The organism is Nocardioides sp. NPDC087217 (assembly GCF_044744805.1).
Classification (GTDB): Bacteria; Actinomycetota; Actinomycetes; order Propionibacteriales; family Nocardioidaceae; genus Nocardioides.
In genome coordinates this window covers 405,871-428,211 of sequence record NZ_JBIUZB010000004.1, presented here as the reverse complement: position 1 = coordinate 428,211, position 22,341 = coordinate 405,871, and the positions used below count along the sequence as shown (strand labels likewise).

26 protein-coding genes are annotated in these 22,341 nt (G+C 68.6%); 4 read left to right on the top strand and 22 right to left on the bottom strand.

The features are described from left to right. Positions 1-106: 106 nt before the first annotated feature. Positions 107-1,129, bottom strand: coding sequence for a GNAT family N-acetyltransferase (locus ACIO3S_RS20250; RefSeq protein WP_400467410.1), 1,023 nt, complete (start codon positions 1,127-1,129; stop codon positions 107-109). Beyond that, positions 1,126-2,823, bottom strand: coding sequence for an ABC-F family ATP-binding cassette domain-containing protein (locus tag ACIO3S_RS20245; protein ID WP_400467408.1), 1,698 nt, complete (start codon positions 2,821-2,823; stop codon positions 1,126-1,128). The genes ACIO3S_RS20250 and ACIO3S_RS20245 overlap by 4 nt, the downstream gene beginning before the upstream one ends. Positions 2,824-2,942: 119 nt before the next feature. Here ACIO3S_RS20245 and ACIO3S_RS20240 point away from each other — a divergent pair, with 119 nt between their 5' ends. Further along, positions 2,943-3,869 carry an alpha/beta hydrolase gene (locus ACIO3S_RS20240; RefSeq protein ID WP_400467407.1) on the top strand — a complete coding sequence of 309 codons (927 nt, stop codon included), beginning with the start codon at positions 2,943-2,945 and terminating at the stop codon, positions 3,867-3,869. Between the two features lie 131 nt (positions 3,870-4,000). Beyond that, a complete protein-coding gene (locus tag ACIO3S_RS20235; RefSeq protein ID WP_400467405.1) occupies positions 4,001-5,302 on the top strand; it encodes a cytochrome P450 in 1,302 nt (433 codons plus the stop codon). 4 nt (positions 5,303-5,306) lie between these two features. Here ACIO3S_RS20235 and ACIO3S_RS20230 read toward each other — a convergent pair whose 3' ends face one another. From ACIO3S_RS20230 to truA, 4 genes are all read right to left on the bottom strand, one after another. Beyond that, positions 5,307-5,687 (bottom strand): hypothetical protein, encoded by a 381-nt coding sequence (locus ACIO3S_RS20230; protein WP_400467403.1) that lies wholly within the window; start codon positions 5,685-5,687, stop codon positions 5,307-5,309. Between the two features lie 234 nt (positions 5,688-5,921). Beyond that, on the bottom strand, positions 5,922-6,824 hold the full coding sequence (locus ACIO3S_RS20225) for a hypothetical protein (RefSeq protein ID WP_400467401.1): 903 nt from the start codon (positions 6,822-6,824) through the stop codon (positions 5,922-5,924). Positions 6,825-6,901: 77 nt separating this feature from the next. Then, a complete protein-coding gene (locus ACIO3S_RS20220; RefSeq protein ID WP_350840774.1) occupies positions 6,902-7,519 on the bottom strand; it encodes a methyltransferase in 618 nt (205 codons plus the stop codon). Beyond that, the gene (gene truA, locus ACIO3S_RS20215; protein ID WP_160027052.1) at positions 7,506-8,369 is read right to left on the bottom strand and encodes a tRNA pseudouridine(38-40) synthase TruA; all 864 of its coding nucleotides are present in this window, start codon (positions 8,367-8,369) and stop codon (positions 7,506-7,508) included. Before truA ends, ACIO3S_RS20220 begins: the two co-directional genes overlap by 14 nt. A gap of 44 nt (positions 8,370-8,413) precedes the next feature. Here truA and ACIO3S_RS20210 point away from each other — a divergent pair, with 44 nt between their 5' ends. Beyond that, positions 8,414-9,361 (top strand): ketopantoate reductase family protein, encoded by a 948-nt coding sequence (locus ACIO3S_RS20210; protein WP_400467399.1) that lies wholly within the window; start codon positions 8,414-8,416, stop codon positions 9,359-9,361. Between the two features lie 69 nt (positions 9,362-9,430). Beyond that, on the top strand, positions 9,431-10,099 hold the full coding sequence (locus ACIO3S_RS20205) for a hypothetical protein (protein WP_400467397.1): 669 nt from the start codon (positions 9,431-9,433) through the stop codon (positions 10,097-10,099). Positions 10,100-10,147: 48 nt separating this feature from the next. Here the strand turns inward: ACIO3S_RS20205 and rplQ are convergent, their stop codons facing one another. From rplQ to map, 16 genes are all read right to left on the bottom strand, one after another. Next, the gene (gene rplQ / locus ACIO3S_RS20200; RefSeq protein WP_160027046.1) at positions 10,148-10,675 is read right to left on the bottom strand and encodes a 50S ribosomal protein L17; all 528 of its coding nucleotides are present in this window, start codon (positions 10,673-10,675) and stop codon (positions 10,148-10,150) included. 74 nt (positions 10,676-10,749) lie between these two features. Then, the gene (locus ACIO3S_RS20195) at positions 10,750-11,766 is read right to left on the bottom strand and encodes a DNA-directed RNA polymerase subunit alpha (protein ID WP_008361061.1); all 1,017 of its coding nucleotides are present in this window, start codon (positions 11,764-11,766) and stop codon (positions 10,750-10,752) included. A 149-nt stretch (positions 11,767-11,915) separates the two neighbouring features. Further along, the gene (gene rpsD, locus ACIO3S_RS20190; protein ID WP_160027044.1) at positions 11,916-12,524 is read right to left on the bottom strand and encodes a 30S ribosomal protein S4; all 609 of its coding nucleotides are present in this window, start codon (positions 12,522-12,524) and stop codon (positions 11,916-11,918) included. Between the two features lie 34 nt (positions 12,525-12,558). Continuing rightward, positions 12,559-12,960, bottom strand: coding sequence for a 30S ribosomal protein S11 (gene rpsK / locus ACIO3S_RS20185; RefSeq protein WP_091052417.1), 402 nt, complete (start codon positions 12,958-12,960; stop codon positions 12,559-12,561). Between the two features lie 86 nt (positions 12,961-13,046). Then, entirely contained in the window at positions 13,047-13,424 is a 378-nt protein-coding gene (rpsM, locus tag ACIO3S_RS20180) for a 30S ribosomal protein S13 (protein WP_008361056.1), read from the bottom strand. Between the two features lie 160 nt (positions 13,425-13,584). Next, positions 13,585-13,698 carry a 50S ribosomal protein L36 gene (gene rpmJ / locus ACIO3S_RS20175; protein ID WP_008361054.1) on the bottom strand — a complete coding sequence of 38 codons (114 nt, stop codon included), beginning with the start codon at positions 13,696-13,698 and terminating at the stop codon, positions 13,585-13,587. Between the two features lie 27 nt (positions 13,699-13,725). Continuing rightward, the gene (gene infA / locus ACIO3S_RS20170) at positions 13,726-13,947 is read right to left on the bottom strand and encodes a translation initiation factor IF-1 (RefSeq protein WP_011757309.1); all 222 of its coding nucleotides are present in this window, start codon (positions 13,945-13,947) and stop codon (positions 13,726-13,728) included. Positions 13,948-14,180: 233 nt separating this feature from the next. Then, positions 14,181-15,434 carry a styrene monooxygenase/indole monooxygenase family protein gene (locus tag ACIO3S_RS20165; RefSeq protein ID WP_400467391.1) on the bottom strand — a complete coding sequence of 418 codons (1,254 nt, stop codon included), beginning with the start codon at positions 15,432-15,434 and terminating at the stop codon, positions 14,181-14,183. Between the two features lie 33 nt (positions 15,435-15,467). After that, positions 15,468-16,001, bottom strand: a complete 534-nt coding sequence (locus tag ACIO3S_RS20160) for a GTP-binding protein (protein ID WP_400467548.1) — start codon at positions 15,999-16,001, stop codon at positions 15,468-15,470. A 34-nt stretch (positions 16,002-16,035) separates the two neighbouring features. Beyond that, on the bottom strand, positions 16,036-16,380 hold the full coding sequence (locus ACIO3S_RS20155) for a DUF742 domain-containing protein (RefSeq protein ID WP_160027031.1): 345 nt from the start codon (positions 16,378-16,380) through the stop codon (positions 16,036-16,038). Then, positions 16,377-16,826 (bottom strand): roadblock/LC7 domain-containing protein, encoded by a 450-nt coding sequence (locus ACIO3S_RS20150; RefSeq protein ID WP_091052410.1) that lies wholly within the window; start codon positions 16,824-16,826, stop codon positions 16,377-16,379. Before ACIO3S_RS20150 ends, ACIO3S_RS20155 begins: the two co-directional genes overlap by 4 nt. A gap of 29 nt (positions 16,827-16,855) precedes the next feature. Beyond that, a complete protein-coding gene (locus ACIO3S_RS20145; RefSeq protein WP_400467388.1) occupies positions 16,856-18,127 on the bottom strand; it encodes an ATP-binding protein in 1,272 nt (423 codons plus the stop codon). 326 nt (positions 18,128-18,453) lie between these two features. Beyond that, the gene (locus ACIO3S_RS20140) at positions 18,454-19,491 is read right to left on the bottom strand and encodes an LLM class flavin-dependent oxidoreductase (protein ID WP_400467386.1); all 1,038 of its coding nucleotides are present in this window, start codon (positions 19,489-19,491) and stop codon (positions 18,454-18,456) included. Between the two features lie 30 nt (positions 19,492-19,521). Continuing rightward, positions 19,522-20,607: an enterochelin esterase domain-containing protein gene (locus ACIO3S_RS20135; protein WP_400467384.1), complete on the bottom strand. Its 1,086-nt coding sequence runs from the start codon at positions 20,605-20,607 to the stop codon at positions 19,522-19,524. Between the two features lie 271 nt (positions 20,608-20,878). Then, the gene (locus ACIO3S_RS20130) at positions 20,879-21,490 is read right to left on the bottom strand and encodes a 4'-phosphopantetheinyl transferase family protein (protein ID WP_400467382.1); all 612 of its coding nucleotides are present in this window, start codon (positions 21,488-21,490) and stop codon (positions 20,879-20,881) included. Positions 21,491-21,497: 7 nt separating this feature from the next. Further along, the gene (map, locus tag ACIO3S_RS20125; protein WP_350840758.1) at positions 21,498-22,313 is read right to left on the bottom strand and encodes a type I methionyl aminopeptidase; all 816 of its coding nucleotides are present in this window, start codon (positions 22,311-22,313) and stop codon (positions 21,498-21,500) included. Positions 22,314-22,341 lie beyond the last annotated feature (28 nt).

Here is a 22,341-nt window from a genome sequence, read left to right as displayed (position 1 = left end):
CCGCAAGACGCTGGGCCCCTGCGGGACTCAGCGTCGCGGGGTGCCAACCACCGAGCGCCTCATACCCGACACCGATCGGGTATGAGGCGCTCGCCCCCGTTGCGACTCAGGAGACCTGCTTCTGGATGCTGCAGAGCCACTCGACCGGCTCGAAGCCCATGGCCTCGTTGACCTGGATCATGTGGGCGTTGACCTCGGCGTTGTAGGTCGCCAGGGTCGGCACCTCCGGCCGCTCGGCCTGGAGCAACCTCAGGTTGGCGACCTTGACCGCCAGGCCGAGCCGGTGGCCCCGGTGAGCCCCTTCGACCAAGGTGCCCCATTGATAGCTGTTGCCGTCCAAGCTCGAGTAGCCGATCACCGTGTACGCCACCACCCGGCCGTCGGCGTCCAGCGCGACCGAGTGGTAGAGGGTCCGCTTCTGGGCCGCGACCAGCTCCTCGGTCTCGCGCACCTTCGCCACGTCGGGCTCGAGTGCCTCGATGTCCAGGTCGCCGGTCGGCGCCTCGGTCTCCAGGCTGGCGTCGAGCACCGCCCAGCTCTCCACGATGTCGTCGGGCACCGGGCCGACCCAGGAGCGCAGCGTGTAGTCGCCGTGCTTCTCGGCGGCCTCCGCCGCCAGCCGGTCGAGGACGTCGTCCGCCACCGGGAGCCGCAGCAGGCGGCGTACCTCGACCAGGGCGGGCGCATAGCCCCGTGCGATCCCGAAGTCCCGCCCCGGCGATCCCTCACCGCCGGAACCGAGCGGCCAGGGCCACCAGACCTCACCCGTGAACGACGTACGCCCCTGGGCGCGGGCCTCCGCCTCGACGTGGTCGAGCAGAGCGGTGCCGTGTCCCTGCCTGCGGTGGTCCGGCAGCACCGCCACCACCAAGGTCGCCCGGTGGAGGTTGTCGAGCAGCGGCATGGCCATCCAGGCGGCGGCGACCGCCTCCCCGCCGACACGCCCGAGGTAGGCACGACGGTCGGTCTTCTCGGTCTGCTGCTGCAGCTCGACTCGCTGCTCCTCACGCGCCCACAGATCCGCGTCGGGGCCGCGTACGTCGAGCCACGACGCGGTCATCACGTCGTACCACGCGTCGAAGGCGTCGTCGTCAAACGGGTCGACGCGCTCGATCACCAGCTCACTCATCGGGACCTCTCCACTCTCGTCTCGTCCCAGACCGGCTCCGGGGACTCATAGACATCACCGTTGGCGCCGTAGACCAGGAAGCGGTCGAAGCCACGGGCGAACCAGCGGTCGTGCGTGACCGCGATGACGGTGCCCTCGAACGACTCCAGCCCGGCTTCGAGCGCCTCGGCGGACTGGACGTCGAGGTTGTCTGTCGGCTCGTCGAGCAGCAGCAGGGTGGCGCCGCTGAGCTCGAGCAGAAGGATCTGGAAGCGCGCCTGCTGCCCGCCCGAGAGCGAGTCGAAGGTCTGCTCCGCGGCGTGCGCGAGCTCGTAGCGGTCGAGCACCCGCGAGGCCGCCTCGCGACCCATACCCGTGCGCCCCCGCCCGTCCGGCGTGGCCTCGCCGCGGTGCAGGATGTCGAGCAGCGTACGTCCCACCAGCTCCGGATGGGCATGGGTCTGCACGAACCAGCCCGGCCGCACGCGGGCACCGAGCTTGGCCTTCCCACGGTGGCGGACCGGCTCGATGGGGGTGTCCTCGACCGGGCGGTGCTCCACGTCCGGGTCGGTGCCGCCGCGGGCGAGCAGCCGCAGAAAGTGGGACTTACCCGAGCCGTTGGAGCCGAGCACGGCAACCCGCTCGCCGTACCAGACCTCCAGGTCGAACGGGCTCATCAGCCCGGTGAGCTCGAGCGCCTCGCAGACCACCGCCCGCTTGCCGGTGCGCCCGCCGCGCAGCCGCATCTGCACCGCCTGCTCCCGTGGCTGCTCGACGGGCGGCCCGGCCTCCTCGAACTTCCGGAGCCGTGTCTGGGCCGCCTTGTACTGGCTGGACATCCCGTCGTTGTACTCCGACTTGACCTTCAGCCGCAGGACCAGCGCCTTGATCTTGGCGTGTTCCTCGTCCCAGCGACGACGCTGCTCCTCGAACCGCAGGAACCGGTCCTTGCGGGCCTCGTGGTAGGAGGCGAAACCACCAGGATGCGTCCACGTGCTGTTGCCGGCGCCGGACGCGCCGAGCTCGACCGTGACCACCCTGGTCGCGGTGTTGTCCAGCAGCTCACGGTCGTGACTGACGTAGAGGATCGTCTTCGGAGACTCCCGGATGCGCTGCTCCAGCCAGATCTTGCCGGGGACGTCGAGGAAGTTGTCCGGCTCGTCGAGCAGCAGCACCTCGTCGGGACCACGCAGCAGATACTCGAGCACCAGCCGCTTCTGCTCGCCGCCGGACAGGGTGTCCAGGGAGCGGTAGCGGGCGCGGTCGTACGGCACCCCGAGCCCGGCCATGGTGCACACGTCCCAGACGACCTCGATGTCGTAGCCGCCTGCGTCGGCGTACTCGGCCAGCGCGGTCGCGTAGCGCATCTGCAGCCGCTCGTCCTCCGACGACATCAGCTCCAGCTCGCACGCCTCCACCGCGGCCGCCGCCTCGCGCACCCGCGCGGGCGCCACCGAGAGCAGCAGCTCACCGACGGTCGAGGAGCCCTTGCCGACCATCTGCCGCATCACCCCGAGGCCGCCCGAGCGCACGACGGATCCCGTCGTCGGGGTCAGCTCACCGGTGACGATCCGCAGCAGCGTCGTCTTTCCCGCGCCGTTGGCGCCGACCAGCGCGACCTTCGCGCCCTCACCTACCCGGAAGGAGACGTCGTCGAGCAGCACTCGTCCGTCAGGCAGCTGGAAACTCACTCCAGCAACGTCCACATGTCCCACAGCCGTCCAGTCTGGCACCCGTGTCGAATGGTTATTCCGTATCGGCTCCACAGACGTTCTTGGGTCGAGCGGTCCCATCAGTAGAACGTGACGCTCGACACATTTTGGCGAATAGCGATATGACTGACGCCATGCCTCCGCTCGACAGCCAGATCGCTGACCTGCTCACCCTCTTCGCGAAGGGCCAGCCCCTGGAGTCCTTCGACCCGCCGACGGCACGAGCGCTCTACCGTGCGTTGGGCGAGGGCATCCCGCTTCCACCGGTCGGATCGGTGGAGAGCGGGGTGATCCCAGGGCCGGCGGGCGACCTGGACGTACGCATCTACCGGCCCACCACGCAGGGGCCGCTGCCCACGATCGTGATGTTCCACGGCGGCGGCTGGGTCGTCGGCGACCTCGACACCCACGAGGACCAGGCCCGCAACCTCGCCACCATCTGCGACGCCGTGGTCGTCGCGGTGGACTACCGGCTCGCCCCGGAGCACCCCTTCCCCGCCGCCTACGACGACGCGGTGGCCGCCGCTCGCTGGGTCAGCGACAACGCCGCGACGCTCGGTGGTGACGGCCGGGTCGCGGTCGCCGGCGACAGCGCCGGCGGCAACCTGTCGGCCGTGGTAGCCCAGGCCTTCCGCGACGAAGGACGCGAGCTCGCGGGACAGCTGCTGATCTACCCGGGGATCGACATGACCAGCGGCTACCCGTCGTACGCGGAGAACGGCCACGGCTACTTCCTCGAGCTGCCGACGATGAAGTGGTTCTCGGACAACTACGTGGGCGACGCCGATCGCGCCGACCCGCGGCTGAGCCCGATCAAGGGCAACCTGGAGGGCCTGGCGCCGGCGGTCGTGGTGACCGCGGAGTTCGACCCGCTGCGCGACGAGGGCATCGCGTACGCCAAGGCGCTGGAGAGCTCGGGGGTCCCGACGACGTACCGCCACTGCGACGGTCTCATCCACGGCTTCTTCGCCATGGGCCATCTTTCGCAGGCCGCACAGCTGGCGATCGAGGAGACGTGTGCGCTGTTCAGGACCGTGCTCCACGGGTGATCCGACGCGATTCTGAAGGGTGAGCCAAGACACACGGTCAAACCAGGGGTATTCCTGATGACCGTCGATTGACGATGGTCCAGACTGGCCGCATGCCGATTGCTGCCCAGCTACGTTCCTTTGGACGGGCGATGACGCGACCGCTGACGGAGCGTGTCCGCAAGTTTGCCCTGCAGTTCGCGATGCGGGGCAAGGAGTCGCCGATTCCCGACATCACCACGCTGCGCAAGATCCCCGAGCACCTGACCTTCCCGCTACGCCGTGACGGCGTCGACCCGGTGCCGCTGCTCGCCGAGAGCCGCGAGCAGGCGCCGGTCACCAAGCTCGGCTCGGTGCTCGGCCTCGACATCGTGCTGGTCACCGGGCACGCCGAGTCCAAGCACGTCCTGGCCGACAAGAACGCCTACTCCAACGACATGCGCCACCTGCTCGGCACCCGCAAGCGCACCGACGCCGAGGGCATCGGCGGACTCGGCATGACCGACCCGCCCGACCACACCAAGCTCCGCGGGCTGCTGACCCCGGAGTTCACCATGCGCCGCCTCGGCCGTCTCAACGAGATGATCGACCGGATCGTCACCGACGCCCTCGACGGCATGGAGGCCCACGGCCCCGAGGTCGACCTGGTCCACCACTTCGGCTTCGAGATCCCGTTCCGGGTGATCTGTGAGCTGCTGGGCATGCCCGAGGACGTACGCGACGAGTTCCACAAGCTCGGCATGGCCCGTTTCGACCTCTCCGAGGGTGGCGCCGGAGCCTTCGGCGCGGCGACCGAGACCAGGACGTTCCTCATCGAGCAGGTCCGCCAGCAGCGCGCCAACCCCGGCGACGGCATGATCGGCGAGATCATCCGCAACAAGGGCGCGGAGTACGACGACGTCGAGCTCGGCGGCCTCGCCGACGGCGTCTTCCTCGGCGGCTACGAGACCTCCGCCTCGATGCTCTCCATGGGCGCCTACGTCCTGATGCAGAACCAGGAGGCTTACGAGATCCTGCGCTCCGGCGACCGGGCCGAGGTCGACAAGGTCGTCGAGGAGCTGCTCCGCTACCTGTGCCCGGTGCAGCTCGCGTTCCCGCGGTTCGCCCGCGAGGACCACGATCTCTTCGGCCTGCCGGTCAAGAAGGGCGCCGTCGTCCTGGTCAGCCTCACCGGCGCCAACCGCGACCCCGCGGTGATGCCGAAGCCCGAGCAGTTCGATCTCCGCAACGCCGACACCATGCACTTCGCCTTCGGCCACGGCATGCACCGCTGCGTCGGTGCCGAGCTGGCCCGCATGGAGCTCCGCGCCGCCCTCACCGGCCTCGCCCGCCGCTTCCCCGACCTCTCCATGGCCACCGACGACCCCGGCGACCTCGGCTGGCGCGACCTCTCGGTCGTCTACAGCCTCGACCGCCTCCCGGTCCGACTGGCCAAGGACCCGGTCCCCGCCTGAGCGCTCAACCGTTCCGGCGCTGAGGTACCGGCTCCTCACTGATCGCCACGGCGATCCAGGGTGCCAGGACGTACGCCGGGATCGCCAGCAGCGGCAGGCTCGTCATCGGGGTCGCGATGATCACGAACGCGGCCCCGGTGCAGAACCGCCCCAGCCCGGCGCGCATGCTCAAGAACGCTCCGACCACCGGCCCGATCAACCCAACGACGACCATCACCGGCACGCTCACCAGCCGCGACATCTCGATGCCGGAGCTCGTCACGGCAACGTACACAGGCAGCACCGTCACCAGGCTCACCAGCGCGGCGACGCCCCAGGCCTGGTAGGAGCGGGCCAGGCGCTGACGGTTCGTCAGTGCGGGAGTCGTCATCGCACGGTTGGTCATGGGCGGAGTCTCGCAGCGCACCAGGCGCGACCGGCCGCGAGACGCGCGAGACGGCGGAAACCGGCATCTGGACCGTTCAGGCGCGGCGGGTCTCCAGGACGCGGAAGCCCTTGGCCCTGCTGGTCCGCCCGCCTACGACGATTGCGCCTGACTATGGCGGAGGATCCGAGTTTGTGAACGATTCACGAACTCGGACCCTCTGCCATAGTCGCCGAGCAGGCGATCCTGTGCCGATCAGTCCGGGCAGGCCCAGCAGTTGGCCCTGACAAGCTCGCCGGGTGTGCCTGGCTCCATCTCCATGAAGATCTCGGCTGCGTTGGATCCGTCGTCGCGAGCCATGTCCCCGGATAGCCGGAAACCAGCCCTGTCGTCCGGGAAGAGAAACACGTCCCAGATCACGCCACCTCTCTGAATCCGGTACTCCACTACGTCGTACTCCGGCCAGGCCGTCATCTGCAGTGATCCCTGAACGACCTGCCACTCCGAGTCCGCTCCTGGCAGCTGCACCGCGATCGTCGAGTCAACGATCTTCTCGCGCATGTGGATGGCGTACGCAACATCCGAGGCGACCAACGCCAGCACCGGGATTGCCACCTTGGCGACAGCGACCCAGAGGGGACGCGGCACTCCCCCCACGACCCAGGCGATCAGCCGCCACAGGTCACGGATCACCAGAGCTCCGATCAGCGGGGCGAGCAGAAGTGGTCCGAACAGGAGCTGGCCGAGATCGCCCAGGAACGCTCCCGGCCCCTCCGCATCGAAGAGCGGCCTGACAAGCTCCTGGTCAGCCGGGCCGAAGCCAGTCGCGAAGATGACCACCGCCGCCACGACGGTCAGGAGAGCGGGGATCGCGACCCTCGCGATCAAACCGGCGAGCAAGGTGACCACCGCCCAGAGCGCCACGGCACCGGTGAGCACCTGGCCCTCGACGTAGGCCCGGCGGCTCTCGTCAGGCAGCCAGTCCGGCCCGAGGCTGGCGAAGCGGATCTGCACCACGCCGGCAACCGCGACCGCGATGCCGATCACGAAGATGCCGTACGACTTTCCGACCGATGCCCCCACGCGCACGAGCAGGCGTCGTGGGACCGACCCCGCCCGCCCGGTACCGGATCCTGCTATCGCCTCGTCCACGCTCACGCACGGAGCCTGACGCATGAGTCCACGTTCCGCAGGTGATGTCACCGAACTGTCGACTCGCGCGCCGTGGCGAAGCCTCAGGCGCGGCGGGTCTCCAGGACGCGGAACCCCTTGGCGCTGCCGATGCGGGTGGTGGGGTAGCCCTGCTCGGTGATCCAGCGCTGCAGCGAGTCGCCGCCGAGATTCTTGCCGACGACCATGACCGCTCGGCCGTCAGGGGCGAGACGCGGGAGCCAGGTGAGGAGCAGCTCGTGGAGGGCCGGCTTGCCGATCCGGATCGGCGGGTTGCTCCAGATCTCGTCGTACGTCACCTCGGGGTCGATCTCGGCGGGCACCGCGGCGCGATACCGGTCGCCCAGACCCAGCTTCGCCGCATTCTCGTTGGCCAGCAGGACCGCGCGCTCGTTGACGTCGACGCCGGTGACGTACGCCTCCGGCACCGCGAGTCCCAGGGCGAGCCCGATCATGCCGTAGCCGCAGCCGAGGTCGAGGACCCGCGCGCCGGGCTTCAGCGAGGGCGGCTCGGTCTCCTTGAACAGCACCGAGGTGCCGATGTCGAGGCGCCCCTTGGCGAAGACGCCCGACCCGGAGACCAGCGACAGGTCCATGTCCCACACGGTCGTCGAGACGGGGATCCGCTCGAAGGGCACCGACGGGTCGGCGGAGAAGTAGTGCTCGTCGTCAGTCCCGGTCAAGCTCGCTCGCCTCTCTGCGGTTCATGGTGCGTTCGTGCTGGGCCGCCAGCAGCTCGTCGGGCGGGTAGGCGACCTCTTCGAGGGTCAGGCCGTTGGCCGGCGCGATCGGGATCGACGAGGACCGCGAACGCGAGGCAAGCGACTCCTTGGCCCAGCTGACGTCCTTGCGCCCCTCCCCGATCACCATCAGGCACCCGACCAGCGAGCGCACCATGGAGTGGCAGAAGGCGTCGGCGAGCACCGTCGCCTCGATGATCCCATCGGGGCGCCGCTCCCAGCTGAGCTGGCGCAGATCGCGGATCGTGGTCGCGCCCTCGCGCGGCTTGCAGAAGCTGGCGAAGTCGTTGAGCCCGATGAGGTCGGCGGAGGCGACGTTCATCAGCGACAGGTCGAGCGGCCGGGTCCGGTAGAGCACGTGCCCGCGCAGCAGCGGGTCGACGTACGCCGGGTCGTCCACGATCCGGTAGACGTAGCGTCGCCACAGCGCCGAGAACCGGGCGTTGAAGCCCACCGGCGCCTCGACAGCGGCACGTACGCGCAGGTCGGCCGGGAGGATCCCGTTCAGCCGGCGCACCAGCGAGTCCAGCGGCGACTGCTCCGACCGTCCCCGCGAGGACTCGAGCACGTCGGCGTCGATGTCGAAGTGGGCGACCTGTCCGCGGGCGTGCACACCCGAGTCCGTACGCCCGGCGACCGTCACCCACACCTGGGACCGCTCCCCCGTCGCCGGCACCCGCAGCGCGGTCGCCAGCGCGTTCTGGAGCTCCCCCTGGACCGTACGCAGCCCCGGCTGGGTCGCCCAGCCGTGGAACATGGTGCCGTCGTAGGCGAGGTCGATCCTGATGCGCACGGGCCCATTCTCGCAGCGACCACGTCGTTTGCCAGACTCGGCGCATGCGCTATGTGATCTTCGGTGCCGGGGCTGTCGGCGGGGTAACCGGCGGGCTGCTGCACCGTGCAGGTGTCGACGTCACGCTCGTGGCCCGCGGCGAGCACCTCCGGGTGATCCGCGAGCAGGGCCTCACCCTCGACACTCCCGACGGCGTGCTCACCCTCGACGTACCCGCCGTCGAGGACGCGAGCCAGGTCGCCTGGACCGAGGACACCGTCGTCCTCCTCAGCGTCAAGGGCCAGCAGACCGAGGCCGCGCTCGAGGACCTGGCGGCGTTCGCCCCGTCTGGCACACCGGTCGTAGCGATGCAGAACGGCGTCGCGAACGAGCCGCGGATCCTGCGCCGCTTCGCCCGGACGTACGCCATCCATGTGATCCTCCCTGCCACCTTCCTGACCCCCGGCGCGGTCGTCCAGGACTCTGGCAACACGCCCGGCATCCTCGACATCGGCCGCTACCCCACCGGCATCGACGAGACCGCCACCGAGATCGCGAACGACCTGGTCAAGGCTGGGTTCCTGAGCGAGCCGCGCGCCGACATCATGGCCTGGAAGCACCGCAAGCTCCTCAACAACCTCGGCAACGGCATCAACGCCGCGATCGCCCCCGGCCCCAGCGACGAGGAGATCTACGCCCGCTGCCTGGCCGAGGCGGAAGCCGCCCTCGCTGCCGCCGGGATCAGCGTCGTGACCGCCGACCAGGACCGTACGCGGCGAGCCGGCCACATCACCGGACGCGGCCGTGCCAACAACAGCTCGACCTGGCAGAGCCTCACCCGCGGGACCGGCGTCGAGATCGACTACCTCTCCGGCGAGATCGTGCTGCTCGGTCGCCTCCACGGCGTCTCGACCCCGGTCAACGAGGCAATCCAGCGCGCGGTCCACGACATCGCCCGCACCGGCGCCGAGCCCGGCAGCCTCGACGGCGCCGCCTTCCTCGCCGGCCTCTGACAGCCGACCGCTGAAACCCGTCTCCGAAAGGGGTGGCAGGCACACAGCGAGTCCGGCAGGCTGCCTGCCATGAGCCACGCCGCGCCGCCTCCCCCGCCGCCCCCGACGCCGCTGCCACCGACCCACGTCTCGGGCTCCGTTCCCCGTTCGATCATGGGCACCACCATCGTCGTCATCGTGGCGGTGCTGATCCTTCAGGTCACGATCGCGATGGTCGGGTTCGTCCTGACGTACCTCCTCGGCGGCACGGCGGCCAGCATGGGCATCGTCAACATCGTGACCATCGTGCTCAACGCGCTGTTGTACGCCGTGGTGGCGGGCGGCGCAGCGTACATCGCGCGCACCCCGACTGCCCGGCTCCTCGGCATCGTGCTGCCGATGCTGTCCTGGCTGCTGAGCACCTTGCTCTGGTACGGCCTCGTCCAGCTGTTCCAGTTCTACAACCCGGTCGTCCCCGGCATTCTCGGACCGCTGATTCTGTTGCTGGTCCTGGCCGGCTGGGGATGTGCCGCCTGGACCGGCCGACGCTGGTTGATCGGACTGCCGATCACCTATCTCCTGCTCATCGTCGTGCAGGTGCCGATATCTCTCGTGCTGACGCCGGCGATGTCCTTCGACAACTTCGCCACGGTGCAGCTGTACTCCGCGCTCTCCACCGTCGCGACGACGGTGGCCATCGTGGGCGGCGGGGTCATCTGCTGGCTGCTGGCCCGATCCGAGCAGACCGCCGAGAAATGACAGTGGCCCGCCACCCTCGCGGGTGACGGGCCACAGTTCAGAACCAGATCAGGCCTTGGCCTCGTCCTCGGTGGTCTCCGCAGCGGGAGCCTCCTCGGCGGCGGCCTCGGTGGTCTCGTCGGCAGCGGTCTCCTCGACCGGCGCCTCCTCGACCTTCTCCTCGACGGGGGCCGCAACCGGAGCCGCGGCAGCCGGAGCAGCCTTGGTCTTCGGCTCGTAGGCCTCGTTGACGAGCTCGATCACAGCCATCGGAGCGTTGTCGCCCTTGCGGGGACCGATCTTGGTGATCCGGGTGTAGCCACCCGGACGCTCCGCGAACTGCTCGGCGATCTCGGTGAAGAGGGTGTGCACGACGGACTTGTCGCGGATGGTCTTGAGGACCTCGCGACGGTTGTGCAGGTCACCCTTCTTGGCCTTGGTGATCAGCTTCTCCGCGACGGGGCGGAGGTGCCGAGCCTTGGCCTCGGTGGTGGTGATGCGGCCGTTCTCGAACAGCGCGGTGGCGAGGTTCGAGAGGATCAGCTTCTGGTGCGCGGGCGAACCGCCGAAACGGGCACCCTTCTTCGGGGTAGGCATCGTGCCTGCTCCTTCTCTCCGGCCGTATCAGGTACCGGGGTAGACGCCCCTCACGGGGCGGTTTTGGTGGAAACTCAGTACTGCTCGTCCTCGACGAACGCGTCGTCGTCATCGTCGCCGTAGGCGGCGAGGGCGGCGGACGGGTCGAAGCCCGGAGCGCTGTCCTTGAGGGACAGGCCCATCTCGTGCAGCTTCAGCTTGACCTCGTCGATCGACTTGGCGCCGAAGTTACGGATGTCGAGCAGGTCCTGCTCCGAGCGCGAGATGAGCTCACCCACGGTGTGGATGCCCTCACGCTTGAGGCAGTTGTAGGAACGAACGGTCAGCTGCAGGTCCTCGACCGGGAGGGCGAGGTCGGCGGCGAGCTGCTCGTCGACCGGCGACGGGCCGATGTCGATGCCCTCGGCGTCGACGTTCAGCTCGCGGGCCAGACCGAAGAGCTCGACCAGGGTCTTACCGGCCGAGGCGATCGCGTCGCGGGGAGCGATGGACGGCTTGGTCTCGACGTCGATGACGAGCTTGTCGAAGTCCGTGCGCTGCTCGACACGGGTGGCCTCGACCTTGTAGCTGACCTTGAGGACCGGCGAGTAGATCGAGTCGACCGGGATGCGGCCGATCTCGTTCTCGGCGCCCTTGTTCTGGACGGCGGAGACGTAGCCACGGCCACGCTCGACGACGAGCTCGAGCTCGATCTTGCCCTTGTCAGACAGCGTCGCGATCTTCAGGTCGGGGTTGTGCACCTCGACACCGGCCGGCGGCGCGATGTCGGCGGCGGTGACGTCACCGGCACCGGACTTGCGCAGGTACATGGTGACGGGCTCGTCGTGCTCCGAGGAGACGACCAGACCCTTGAGGTTGAGGATGATCTCGGTGACATCTTCCTTGACGCCCTCGATGGTCGAGAACTCGTGGAGGACGCCGTCGATCTTGATCGAGGTGACCGAAGCACCGGGGATCGAGGAGAGCAGGGTGCGGCGAAGAGAGTTGCCCAGCGTGTAACCGAAGCCCGGCTCGAGGGGCTCGATCACGAAGCGGGAGCGGAACTCCTCGACGGACTCTTCCGACAGGGTGGGGCGCTGTGCGATAAGCACTGATTTGTCCTTTCCGGGCCGACCGCTATTTGACGGACCCGAACTTCAAGGGGTGATGACGGAAGGCTGTGGGGGCGGCAAGGCCCCGGCGTACGTCTTCTGTGAAGTTTGAACGCCGGGGACTCACCGTGGTTACTGCGTGGGGCTGATCAGAGCTTCGAGTAGTACTCGACGATCAGCTGCTCCTGGACCGGGACGTCGATCTGAGCCCGGACGGGGAGCTGGTGAACCAGGATGCGCATCCGGCTCGGGACAGCCTCGAGCCAGGCCGGGACGACGCGCTCGCCGTGGGTCTCGCGAGCCACGATGAACGGGGTCATCTCCAGCGACTTCTCGCGAACGTCGATGACGTCGTGAGCCGAGACCTGGAACGAAGGCACGTTGACCTTCTTGCCGTTGACCAGGAAGTGGCCGTGAACGACCAGCTGGCGGGCCTGGCGGCGGGTGCGGGCGAAGCCGGCACGGTAGACGACGTTGTCCAGGCGGCCCTCGAGCAGCTGGAGCAGGTTGTCACCAGTCTTGCCACCGCGACGGTGGGCCTCGGCGTAGTAGGAAGCGAACTGCTTCTCCATCACGCCGTAGGTGAAGCGAGCCTTCTGCTTCTCACGAAGCTGGAGGAGGTACTCGCTCTCCTTGATGCGGCCGCGGCCGTGCTGGCCGGGAGGGTAGGGGCGCTTCTCGAACGCCGCGTCGTTGCCGACAAGGTCGACACCGAGACGGCGCGACTTGCGGGTCATGGGTCCGGTGTAACGGGCCATTACTCTTCAGTCTCCTTCTATGTCTCGGTGGGGATCAAACGCGGCGGCGCTTGGGCGGACGGCAACCGTTGTGCGGGGCCGGCGTGACGTCCTGGATGGTGCCGACCTCGAGGCCGATCGCACCCAGGGAACGGATCGCGGTCTCGCGGCCCGAGCCCGGGCCCTTCACGAAGACGTCGATCTTCTTCATGCCGTGGTCCATCGCACGGCGACCAGCGGCCTCGGCGGCCATCTGAGCGGCGAACGGGGTGGACTTACGCGAGCCCTTGAAACCGACGGTGCCGGCCGAGGCCCACGAGATCACCGCACCGGTCGGGTCGGTGATCGTGACGATCGTGTTGTTGAACGTGCTCTTGATGTGGGCCTCGCCCTGAGCGACGTTCTTCTTCTCCTTGCGACGAACCTTCGTCGCACCCTGTCGGGTCTTCGGAGGCATGCATTAACTCCTGTGTTGGCTGGTCTGTGAGATCGAGGCGAAAGCCGGATCAACGCTGCCCGGAAAGTTCCGGTACAGGCGTCGGATCACTTGGCCTTCTTCTTGCCGGCGACGGTGCGCTTCGGGCCCTTGCGGGTGCGCGCGTTGGTCTTGGTGCGCTGACCGCGGACCGGAAGGCCCTGACGGTGGCGGCGACCCTGGTAGCTGCCGATCTCGATCTTGCGGCGGATGTCAGCCTGGACCTCACGACGGAGGTCACCCTCGGTCTGGATGCCCTGGGCTTCGATCTCGTCACGGAGCTTGACCAGCTCGTCCTCAGCCAGAGCGTGCACCCGGGTGTTCGGGTTGACGCCGGTGGCCTCGAGGAGCTTCTGCGAGGTGGTACGGCCGATGCCGTAGATGTAGGTGAGAGCGATCTCCACGCGCTTGTCGCGCGGAAGGTCAACACCTTGGAGGCGTGCCATTGTGTTCCTTACGTTTCGACAGAGGTGTCGGTCGGGTCGCGCCCCGGGGTGGCACCCTCGGGCTCCGGCCTCTGCTCCGGAGGTGACTTCGGACTCCAGAAATCTGGTTCAGCGTCCTAGCGACTCGATGCGAATATTCAGTTGTTGCTGCGAGCTGGGCTCAGCCCTGGCGCTGCTTGTGGCGCGGGTTCTCGCAGATCACCATGACGCGGCCGTGGCGACGGATCACCTTGCACTTGTCACAGATCTTCTTCACGCTCGGGTTGACCTTCATGTCAGCCCTTTCTTGATCGTCGGCTGGTTACTTGTACCGGTAGACGATCCGACCGCGCGTCAGGTCGTAGGGAGACAGCTCCACCACCACGCGGTCCTCAGGAAGGATCCGGATGTAGTGCTGTCGCATCTTGCCGCTGATGTGGGCGAGAACCTTGTGTCCGTTGCTCAGCTCCACACGGAACATGGCGTTGGGGAGGGCCTCCACTACGGTGCCCTCGATCTCGATCACGCCTTCTTTCTTCGGCATGCCCTCTGCAATCTGTTGGTCGGTCATCTACCGTTCAAACCACGGATCGGATGACCCGCGGGCGGTCCGGGAACCTCTCCGAAAACTCGGAGTGGACCTCGTGAAGCCATCTGCATGTCTCACCCGCGAGCGCACAGAAGCGCGCTGACCGGGCAGCCGCGAGGCACGACGAGACAGACCCACGTTGGACCGAATACCAAGCCTAGACCCCTAGAACAGCAATGCCCTAATCGTCAAGCCCGGGCGGCCGCGTCCGCCTGAGCGACCTCCGCGACGTACGCGAGCGCCGCCTCCGGGTCGCCGAGGAACGGTCCGAGGTCCTCGGGGTGCGGGAAGAGCCGGGTGAACCGGTCCGCCACCGCCTGGTGCTGCGTGGCCGCGCCGAGCACCTGCTGCACGTGGTCGGGAAGCGGGTTGAGCAGCGCGTCGGTCAGGCCGGTCGAGTGCTGGGCACGGGTCTCCCAGAAGGTCTCGAAGGTCGCCTGCATCCACTCGGGGTCGAACGGCCGGTCGCCGCGCTCGAGGATCGCCTGGGTGTAGATCCCGGCGCAGTGGGCGGCGTTGTTGGAGCCCTGCCCCGCGATCGGGTCGTTGACCACGACGACGTCACCCATGCCGAAGACGAAGGTGTCGTCCGCGACCTCGGCGTACGGCTTGCGGATCGTGCCGGTGAAGGCGCCCGAGAGCGAGGCGCGGGCGTCGGTGGGCTCGCAGTCGCGCATCAGCTCGCCCTCCCACGGCATGTGCTCGAGCATCACGTGCTGCAGCCGGCGCAGGTGCTCGTCGGGGCGGGGGCGATCCCAGAAGCAGTCGAAGGGACCGTCGGGGATGGCCTCGACGAACGCGACCCGGCTCGGCCCAAACTGGGTCAGGGCGCTGATCACGAACAGCTCCCCCACCCCGGGCGCGACGTTGATCCGCATGCTCCCGGCCGGGAAGTCGTCGGGCTCGGCCATGCCGTGGAGGTAGATCGCCGAGAGCGCACGGCCGGGGGTGTCGTACTTGGACCGGACCGGGTCGCGGTCGAACAGCTCGACGATCTCGCCCTTGCCGGCCGCGATCAGGGTCAGCTCGTACATCGACGCGAGGCCGGCCAGGTCGGAGGTCATCACCGGGTGGTAGATGATCCGGCCGCCCCGGTCCTCGAACAGCTCCAGCCAGGAGGACATCTTCAGGCGCTGATCGACGGACATGGCGTACGGCTCCCAGGGCCCGTCGAACTTGAGCGCGCGGACTCCGGGCTCCGGGCTGACCGAGATGCCGACCGCAGGGATGCGGGGCGCCTCGTCCTCCCACAGATTGAGGTCGTAGACGCGCTCGTACTGCAGCGCAGGGTCGAACATGACCTGCGTCGACATCGGCCAGCCGTCGCGCAGCTCATCGGGCGTACGCGCGGACATGACCGTCACCTCGTAGCCCTCGGCCTGGAGGCTGAGAGCGAGCTGCATGCCCGCCTGTCCGGCGCCGACGATCAGGATCTTGCGCAATGAAACTCCTTCGGAGTGGGTACGCCTCCGGGCTCAGGCGCGTGTGGGGGTGGTTTTCATCGTGTGCGACAGGCAGGCGACCAACGTCTTGGCCGTCGACCTGCGGTCGCGGGCGTCCACGGTCACCAGTGGCGTCCGCTCGTCGAGGCAGAGCGCGTCGCGCACCTTCTCCAGGGAGTGGGTCAGCTTCCCGTCGAACAGGTTGACCGCCACGATGAACGGGACGTCGCTGTCGTTCTCGAAGTAGTTGACCGCGGGGAAGGACGCGTCGAGCTGGCGGGTGTCGACAAGTACGACGGCACCGCTGGCACCGCGGCACAGGTCGTCCCACATCGGCCAGAACCGGGGCTGGCCCGGGGTGCCGAACAGGTAGAGCAGCAGGTCGGGGGCGAGGGTGACCCGGCCGAAGTCCATCGCGACCGTGGTGGTCGTCTTGGCGCTCGCGTCCGAGAGCGGGTCCACCGACTCACCGGCCTGCGTCATCCACGCCTCGGTGTTGACCGGCGGGATCTCTGAGACCGAGGCGACCAGGGTCGACTTCCCGACGCCGAACCCTCCTGCGATCACGAGCTTTGCAGAGGTGACGGTCAGTGCCGGGCGGTCAGCCGAGCTCGGAAAGGCCATCGATAACTCTCTTCAACAGACGGTGGTCGAACGGGGAGTCGTAAGCCCCCTCATTGATCTGCAGGTGCTCGGTCGAGGCAAGATCCTCGAGCAGCACGCGCGTCACCCCGAGCGAGATCCCGCAGTGTGCGGACAGCTCCGCGACCGACTGTGGCCCGAGGCGTACGCGGTCGTAGAGCCGGCGCGACTCGGGCGTCAGCTTGGCGGCCGCGCGCGCGTCGAAGTGCGCCGCCGAGACCAGCGTGTGCACGTACAGCTGGTGGTTGGTCTTGGTGCGGCCTCCCGTCAGTACGTAAGGACGCACCCACGGGTTCGAACTCACGCGCGCTCTCCCGCCATCGAGCTGACCGTCATCTGGCGCAGCTCGTCGCGCATCTGGGGAGTGAGTACGTGGCCGACGGCGTCGACCATCTGGGCCATCTTGTGGGCGACGACGCCCAGGTTCGCGCCGGCGCCGACGAGGACGGCGAAGCCCGCGAGGTCACCGATGCCCATGAAGAGGAAGTGACCGGTGTGGAACTTCAGCATCACCTGGTCACAGCCGGGCTCGCCCACCTCGCGCGCGATGTTGTTGCCGAGGCTGATCACTCCGGCAGTCATCGCGGCGAGCGGGTCGGCGACGTTGGCGGACATGCCACCGGCACCGATCAGCGGGAGTCCGTCGGAGGAGACGATGAGCGCATGGGTCACACCGGGGGTGGAGCTGGCGAAGTTGTCGATCAGCCAGCTGAATTCCTTGGGGTCGCGGGGGACGACCGGGCTTTCCATTACGAAAGGGTTCCTTTCACTGCTGGGTCTTAGCTACCAAGGGAGAACGCGTCGAGATCGTCGGCGAAGGAGTGCCGGGCCGCCGACTGGTCCTCGGGCGAGGACTCATCCATCTGCGGTCCAACGGCTGCTTCGGGCACGGCCGGCTTGCTGCGCAGGCTGACCGGCTCCCGGCGCGGGAGCGCACCTGACTCTACTGGGCTGCTCTGCTCAGCGGGCACGGAGGCCTCATTCGTCTCATCCGTCCCATCCGTCTCGCCAGGGAGCGGGATCGACGTCTTCATCGTGTCGGTGGCGAGATCCGGCGACGGCTGCTCGCTGGGCGCCGGTGCGAACTGCGCCGCCGGCGGCTGCACAGGCTGGTGCACCACGGGCTGCTGCCCGGTCTGCGGCGCAACCTGTTCGGCCGGCGGCGTCGGCCGTCGCAACGGCTCGAGCGAGGACGGTCGCATCTCGCGCCGAACCGGCTGGGCGGCCGGCTGCGTCACGGACTGGGGTCCACGCCGCCGCGGGGCGGGAGGCAGGACCGCGACGCTGCTCGCGCTCGAGGCCCTCGGCAGCTCGGCCGGCTCGAGCGGGGTGACCGGCACCTCACAGAGGAGCTGGGCCGGCACCGTCACCATCGCGATCATCCCGTTGCCGGGCGCGGGGCGGGTGGCGAGGCGTACGTCGATGTCGTACTTGCGGGCGATCCTGTGCACCACCGGGAAGCCGGTGTGGCTCCCGGACTTGCTGACCAGCTCCACGATCGGGCCCGCCAGCAGCGCGTTGAGGCGGCCCACCGACCGCTCCGGGATGCCGATGCCGGTGTCCTCGATGCGGAACAGCACGTCCCCGGCGTCGGCGAGGTGGACGTTGACCGTCACCGCACCCGGGGAGTACTTGGTCGCGTTGTCCAGCAGCGCGGCGATCAGGCAGGAGACATCGTCGGCGGCGTAGCCGATGACGGCGAGGTCGCTCACCCGGCCGATCGTGACCTGGTTGTAGCGCTCGATGCCCGACAGCGCCATCCGGATGATGTCCAGCAGCGAGGTGTCGATGCCGCCCATCTCGTCCTCGGCGCGGCCGGCGAGCGTACGCAGGTCGCGGCTCGCGCGCCGCATGCGGGTGACGGCATGGTCCACCTCATAGAGCTGCTTCAGCCGGTCGGGGTCGTCCTCGTCGGCCTCGAGGCCGTCGAGCGAGATCCGCATCTGCTCGGCCAGACTGATCAGGTGGAGCCCGAACTGCTCCATGATCTCGGGCCAGGCCTCGTCCTCTTCCACCTGTAGGGGTGGTGGCGTGGAGGAGATCTGTGGCATGGCGGGGTTCGGTGGCACCGGCGGAAAAGGCACGGCCTGACCCCCGGTCGGAGGGAATGAGCGAGCAAGACCCGGATCTGACTGCTCAGCGAGCGTCGCAGTCTGGGGCCCCCGGCGCTTCAACCAGCGCAGGCTCCAGCGTGTCATGAGGCGGCACTTTCAAATGTGGAGAAGGAAACAGAGCGGTGATCAGACTGGCACAACCGGTGCGCGAGTGCAGAGTTACGCACCCAGAAGCAGACAGTGTCCTAGGTCCCTCGTCCCAAGTGGCTCAGGCGCGCCGTCACCTCGCGACGAGGTGGCCCGATCCTACGCGGCCGCCCAACTCAGCCGGCCAGCAGGCGCAGCGTCTCCTCACGCGCCGGCGCGGTGCGCGGGTCCGTGCCCTCGTACGCCGATCCAACCGGGTTCACCATGACCTCGTCCACGCCGTACTCCTTGGCCATCCCGGCCAGGCGGGCCTTCGCGTACGCGGCGGAGCCGATGATCCAACGGCCACGCATCGTGTCGACCAGCCCCTGGTGGGCTTCGGGGATCTCCGTCTTCTCGGCCTCGTCGATGCTGGGCTGCGCGGTCAGCGGCTGGCCGGTGCGCAGCTTCAGCATGGTCAGCAGCTGGGGCAGCGCCCGGCGGTCGGCCTCCTCGGCGGTCTCGGCCACGCTCGCGTTCACGGTGAGGAACGTCTTCGGCTCGCTGAGGAGCTCGGAGGGCTGGAAGGTCGAGCGGTAGAGCTCGATCATCGCCTTGGTGTCGGTGCCGTTGCCCGCGAAGTGGTGGGCGAAGACGTAGGGCAGGCCCTTCTCGGCAGCCAGGCGCGCGGAGTAGTCCGAGGAGCCGAGCAGCCAGAGCTCGGCGACCGACGCAGCCGACGGGGTCGCGTGCAGGACGTGCTGGCGGCCGCCGGCCATCAGCCCGACGCCCTCCGGCGCCATCATCGCGACGATGTTGTCGAGGTACTCCGGGAAGCGGTTGACCGCGTCGTCGCTCACCCCACCGGCGCCGTGACGCAGCGCCCAGGAGGTCACCGGGTCGGTCCCCGGCGCGCGGCCGATGCCGAGGTCGATGCGTCCCGGGAACGCCGCCTCGAGCAGCGAGAACTGCTCGGCCACCACCAGCGGTGCGTGGTTGGGCAGCATCACTCCCCCGGACCCGACCCGGATCCGCTCGGTCGCGCCGGCCACCAGTGAGATCAGCACCGGCGGGTTGGTCGACCCGACCGCGGGCATGTTGTGATGCTCGGCGAGCCAGTAGCGCTCGAACCCGAGCTCGTCGGCCACCTTCGCCAACGACAGCGTCGCGGCCAGGGCATCTGCGGAGGACTGGTCCTTGCGGACCGGGACGAGGTCGAGAACGCTCAGCTTCACGTGAAGTCTCAACCCGCCCCGGGGCGTCCGTTATTCCGGCGGCAGCAGCGCGCGCAGGCCGTCGGCGACGGCCGAGCGCCACCAGGCGTAGTCGTGGCCACCGTTGTGCTCGGCGGACGTGACGTCGATCCCAGCCGCACGGAGACGGTCGACGAGGTCATGGTGGAGCTCGTCGAGGACCCACTCCTGAGTGCCGTGCGCCAGGTGCACACGCGTCTTCGCCTCCGCCGTGACAGCGTCGGCGAGGTCATCGAGCCACAGCGAGGCCGACTGGCTGGCGACCCCGTGGATGTGCTCGGGATAGGTGAGACCGGCACGCAGCGCGGTGACGCCGCCGAGGCTCTGACCCACGACGTACGTCTCCTCGGAGACCGCACGGCGCTCGCGCACCCACGGCAGCAGCTGGTTGACGATGTAGTCGGCACCCTCGCCGCCGGCGAGCTCCTCCCACCGCTTGTCGCGGCCGCCGGAGGCGGGCAGGACGCAGCGTACGTGGCGGAGGTGGCCGTCTGCGATCAGGTTGTCGAGCGTGGTCGGCAGCGAGTGGTGGTCGGTCCAGATCTCACCGTCGAGGGCGACCACGAGCGGCAGATCGACGTTGAGACCGGCGCCGGCGGGGTCATAGAGCCAGACGTCGCGGCCGTCGGGGCCCACTTCCAGCGTCACGGTGCCGGCGACGACGTCGTCGCGGCGGAACAGCCACGGCTGCAGCGGAGCATCGGGCAGGGAGACGACCGACTGCTTGACGCCCTGCCGGTTGTGGCACCAGTCGGGGTTGAGCGGGTCGAGGTAGCCACGGTGCAGCACGGCACGCAGCTCGACCTGACCCTCGCTCTCCCACGGGGCCGGCTCGCCGGGGTGCTTGCACAGGAAGGAGTACGAGGCCCGCCAGTCGCCCTTCATCAGGAACGAGGCGTGCCACAGGTCGGTGCCTTCCTTCCGCTCGAGCATCGTCTCGGCAAGATGACGCTCGTCGGTCAGCCTGTTGGCGAAGAGGAGCACCTCCTCGGCCTCGTCATCGCGCCAGCAGAAGGTGACGATCACCTCATGGTCCGCGGCGCCGGCGCCAGTCTCCTCGACGAGCGGGAGCGAGGTGGCGATCTGGTCCCAGAACATGTCGATGTCCTCAGGACTGAGGCGGTCGATGATCGCGCTCCGCGTCCGTGCTGATGGATTGGGTCGCGCCGCCGTTGGTGGTCGCAACTGCGTACTCATCCGGTTCTTCCTCCCGAGTACGGGGCTCTCTCTGTCCCCGCGGGCTGACCAAGTTACTCACAGTCGGGTGCCCTACGCGAGATGCCGAGGTCCCTTTCTCTGTCAACTGATAGGTGATGTCGCATATCCGCTAGTCAAACGCGTTGGTAAGCGGGAATCGTTCAGTTTCCTATCAGTTTTCGGTCCACATGTCGGCACAGATCGCGACCGCGCCGAGGAATCCGGAGCCCTCCCACTGGGTGAGCCGGACCTCCCCGACCTGGCCCGCCGGGACGTCGTCGGCGAGGACGTCGAGGCGCTGCGCCGCCGCCATGCTTCCGTGGCCGGCCTTTACCAACGCCTCCTTGCGCACCCACAACCGGGTGAACGCGTACGCAGCGTCCTCCTGTCCCGCCACCCAGGCCGCCTCGCGCGGCGAGAGCGCCCGGTCGGGACCGCGCGTGACCTTCTCCACGTCGATGCCGCAGCGTCGGCCGGCGGCCACCGCCGCGACCTGGCCACGGGTGTGGCTGAGGCTCACCCGGACCGCTGCGGCACCGGCCACCGACGGGGCTCCGTGCTCGGTGCTGTCGCAGCGAGCGCAGCGCTGCTCGATCACGATCTCCTCGCGCACGGTGCCCAGCAACTCCGCGGCGCACTCGCGGACGAGGACGTGCGCGGCGGCGTACGCCTGCTTGTCCGCATCGGCGACCAGCCGCTCGTGACGCGCCCGCTCCGCGGTGGAGAGCAGCCCGAGATCGGCGTCGACCTCGGCCACTGCCGCGTAGCGCACGATCTCGGTCATGCGCGGCTCAGTGACCGCCCCAGGGCACCCCGAGCTTGCCGAGCATCTCCTCGCCGCCGTCGAGCGCGGTGAGCACCCAGGCGCCGTCGGAGGTGAGCGCGAAAGTGTGCTCGAAGTGGGCCGCCCACGAGCCGTCGTCGGTCACGACGGTCCAGTCGTCTTCCAGGGTGGTGACCTCGGGGCCACCGAGGGTGAGCATCGGCTCGACGGCGAGCGCGATGCCGCGCTGCAGCTTCGGCCCCTTGCCGGGCTTGCCGTAGTTGAACACCGACGGCTCCATGTGCATCTCGGTGCCGATGCCGTGGCCGCTGAAGTCCTCGAGGATGCCGTAATCGCCCTGGGAGTCGACGTAGGTCTCGATGGCGTGCGAGATGTCGGTGACCCGTCCGCCGAGGCGGGCAGCGGCGATGCCGTGCCACATGGACTCCTCGGTGACGCGCATCAGCTCGGAGACCTCCTCAGGCACCGAGCCCATGGGCACCGTGATCGCGGCGTCGCCGTGCCAGCCATCGACGATGGCGCCGCAGTCGATCGAGATGATGTCGCCGTCCTGGAGCACCCGGGAACCGGGGATGCCGTGGACCACGACCTCGTCGACCGAGGCACAGATCGAGCCCGGGAAGCCGTGGTAGCCCTTGAACGACGGGACGCCACCTCGGGACCGGATCGAGTCCTCGGCGATGGCGTCGAGCTCGAGAAGGGTGACTCCGGGCCGCGCGGCGGCCCGGAGCACCTCGAGCGTCTCGCCGACCACGAGGCCGGCCCGACGCATCTTCTCGATCTGCTCAGGGGTCTTGATCTGGACCTTGTTCAAGAAGCCCACTGCTCCCCCGTTGCGTACAAGATATTTG

Bases quoted from the DNA above. Each gene is read 5' to 3' on its own strand.
- rpsD (WP_160027044.1), bottom strand. From the start codon at position 12,524: ATGGCCCGTTACACCGGACCCATGACCCGCAAGTCGCGCCGTCTCGGT.
- ACIO3S_RS20150 (WP_091052410.1), bottom strand. From the start codon at position 16,826: ATGGAAAGCCCGGTCGTCCCCCGCGACCCCAAGGAATTCAGCTGGCTG.
- rplQ (WP_160027046.1), bottom strand. From the start codon at position 10,675: ATGCCTACCCCGAAGAAGGGTGCCCGTTTCGGCGGTTCGCCCGCGCAC.
- ACIO3S_RS20235 (WP_400467405.1), top strand. From the start codon at position 4,001: ATGACGCGACCGCTGACGGAGCGTGTCCGCAAGTTTGCCCTGCAGTTC.
- rpmJ (WP_008361054.1), bottom strand. From the start codon at position 13,698: ATGAAGGTCAACCCGAGCGTGAAGAAGATCTGTGACAAGTGCAAGGTG.
- ACIO3S_RS20205 (WP_400467397.1), top strand. From the start codon at position 9,431: ATGAGCCACGCCGCGCCGCCTCCCCCGCCGCCCCCGACGCCGCTGCCA.
- rpsK (WP_091052417.1), bottom strand. From the start codon at position 12,960: ATGCCTCCGAAGACCCGACAGGGTGCGACGAAGGTTCGTCGCAAGGAG.
- ACIO3S_RS20135 (WP_400467384.1), bottom strand. From the start codon at position 20,607: ATGTTCTGGGACCAGATCGCCACCTCGCTCCCGCTCGTCGAGGAGACT.
- ACIO3S_RS20230 (WP_400467403.1), bottom strand. From the start codon at position 5,687: ATGACCAACCGTGCGATGACGACTCCCGCACTGACGAACCGTCAGCGC.
- infA (WP_011757309.1), bottom strand. From the start codon at position 13,947: ATGCCGAAGAAAGAAGGCGTGATCGAGATCGAGGGCACCGTAGTGGAG.
- ACIO3S_RS20210 (WP_400467399.1), top strand. From the start codon at position 8,414: ATGCGCTATGTGATCTTCGGTGCCGGGGCTGTCGGCGGGGTAACCGGC.
- ACIO3S_RS20240 (WP_400467407.1), top strand. From the start codon at position 2,943: ATGACTGACGCCATGCCTCCGCTCGACAGCCAGATCGCTGACCTGCTC.
- ACIO3S_RS20250 (WP_400467410.1), bottom strand. From the start codon at position 1,129: ATGAGTGAGCTGGTGATCGAGCGCGTCGACCCGTTTGACGACGACGCC.
- rpsM (WP_008361056.1), bottom strand. From the start codon at position 13,424: ATGGCACGCCTCCAAGGTGTTGACCTTCCGCGCGACAAGCGCGTGGAG.
- ACIO3S_RS20145 (WP_400467388.1), bottom strand. From the start codon at position 18,127: ATGCCACAGATCTCCTCCACGCCACCACCCCTACAGGTGGAAGAGGAC.
- ACIO3S_RS20130 (WP_400467382.1), bottom strand. From the start codon at position 21,490: ATGACCGAGATCGTGCGCTACGCGGCAGTGGCCGAGGTCGACGCCGAT.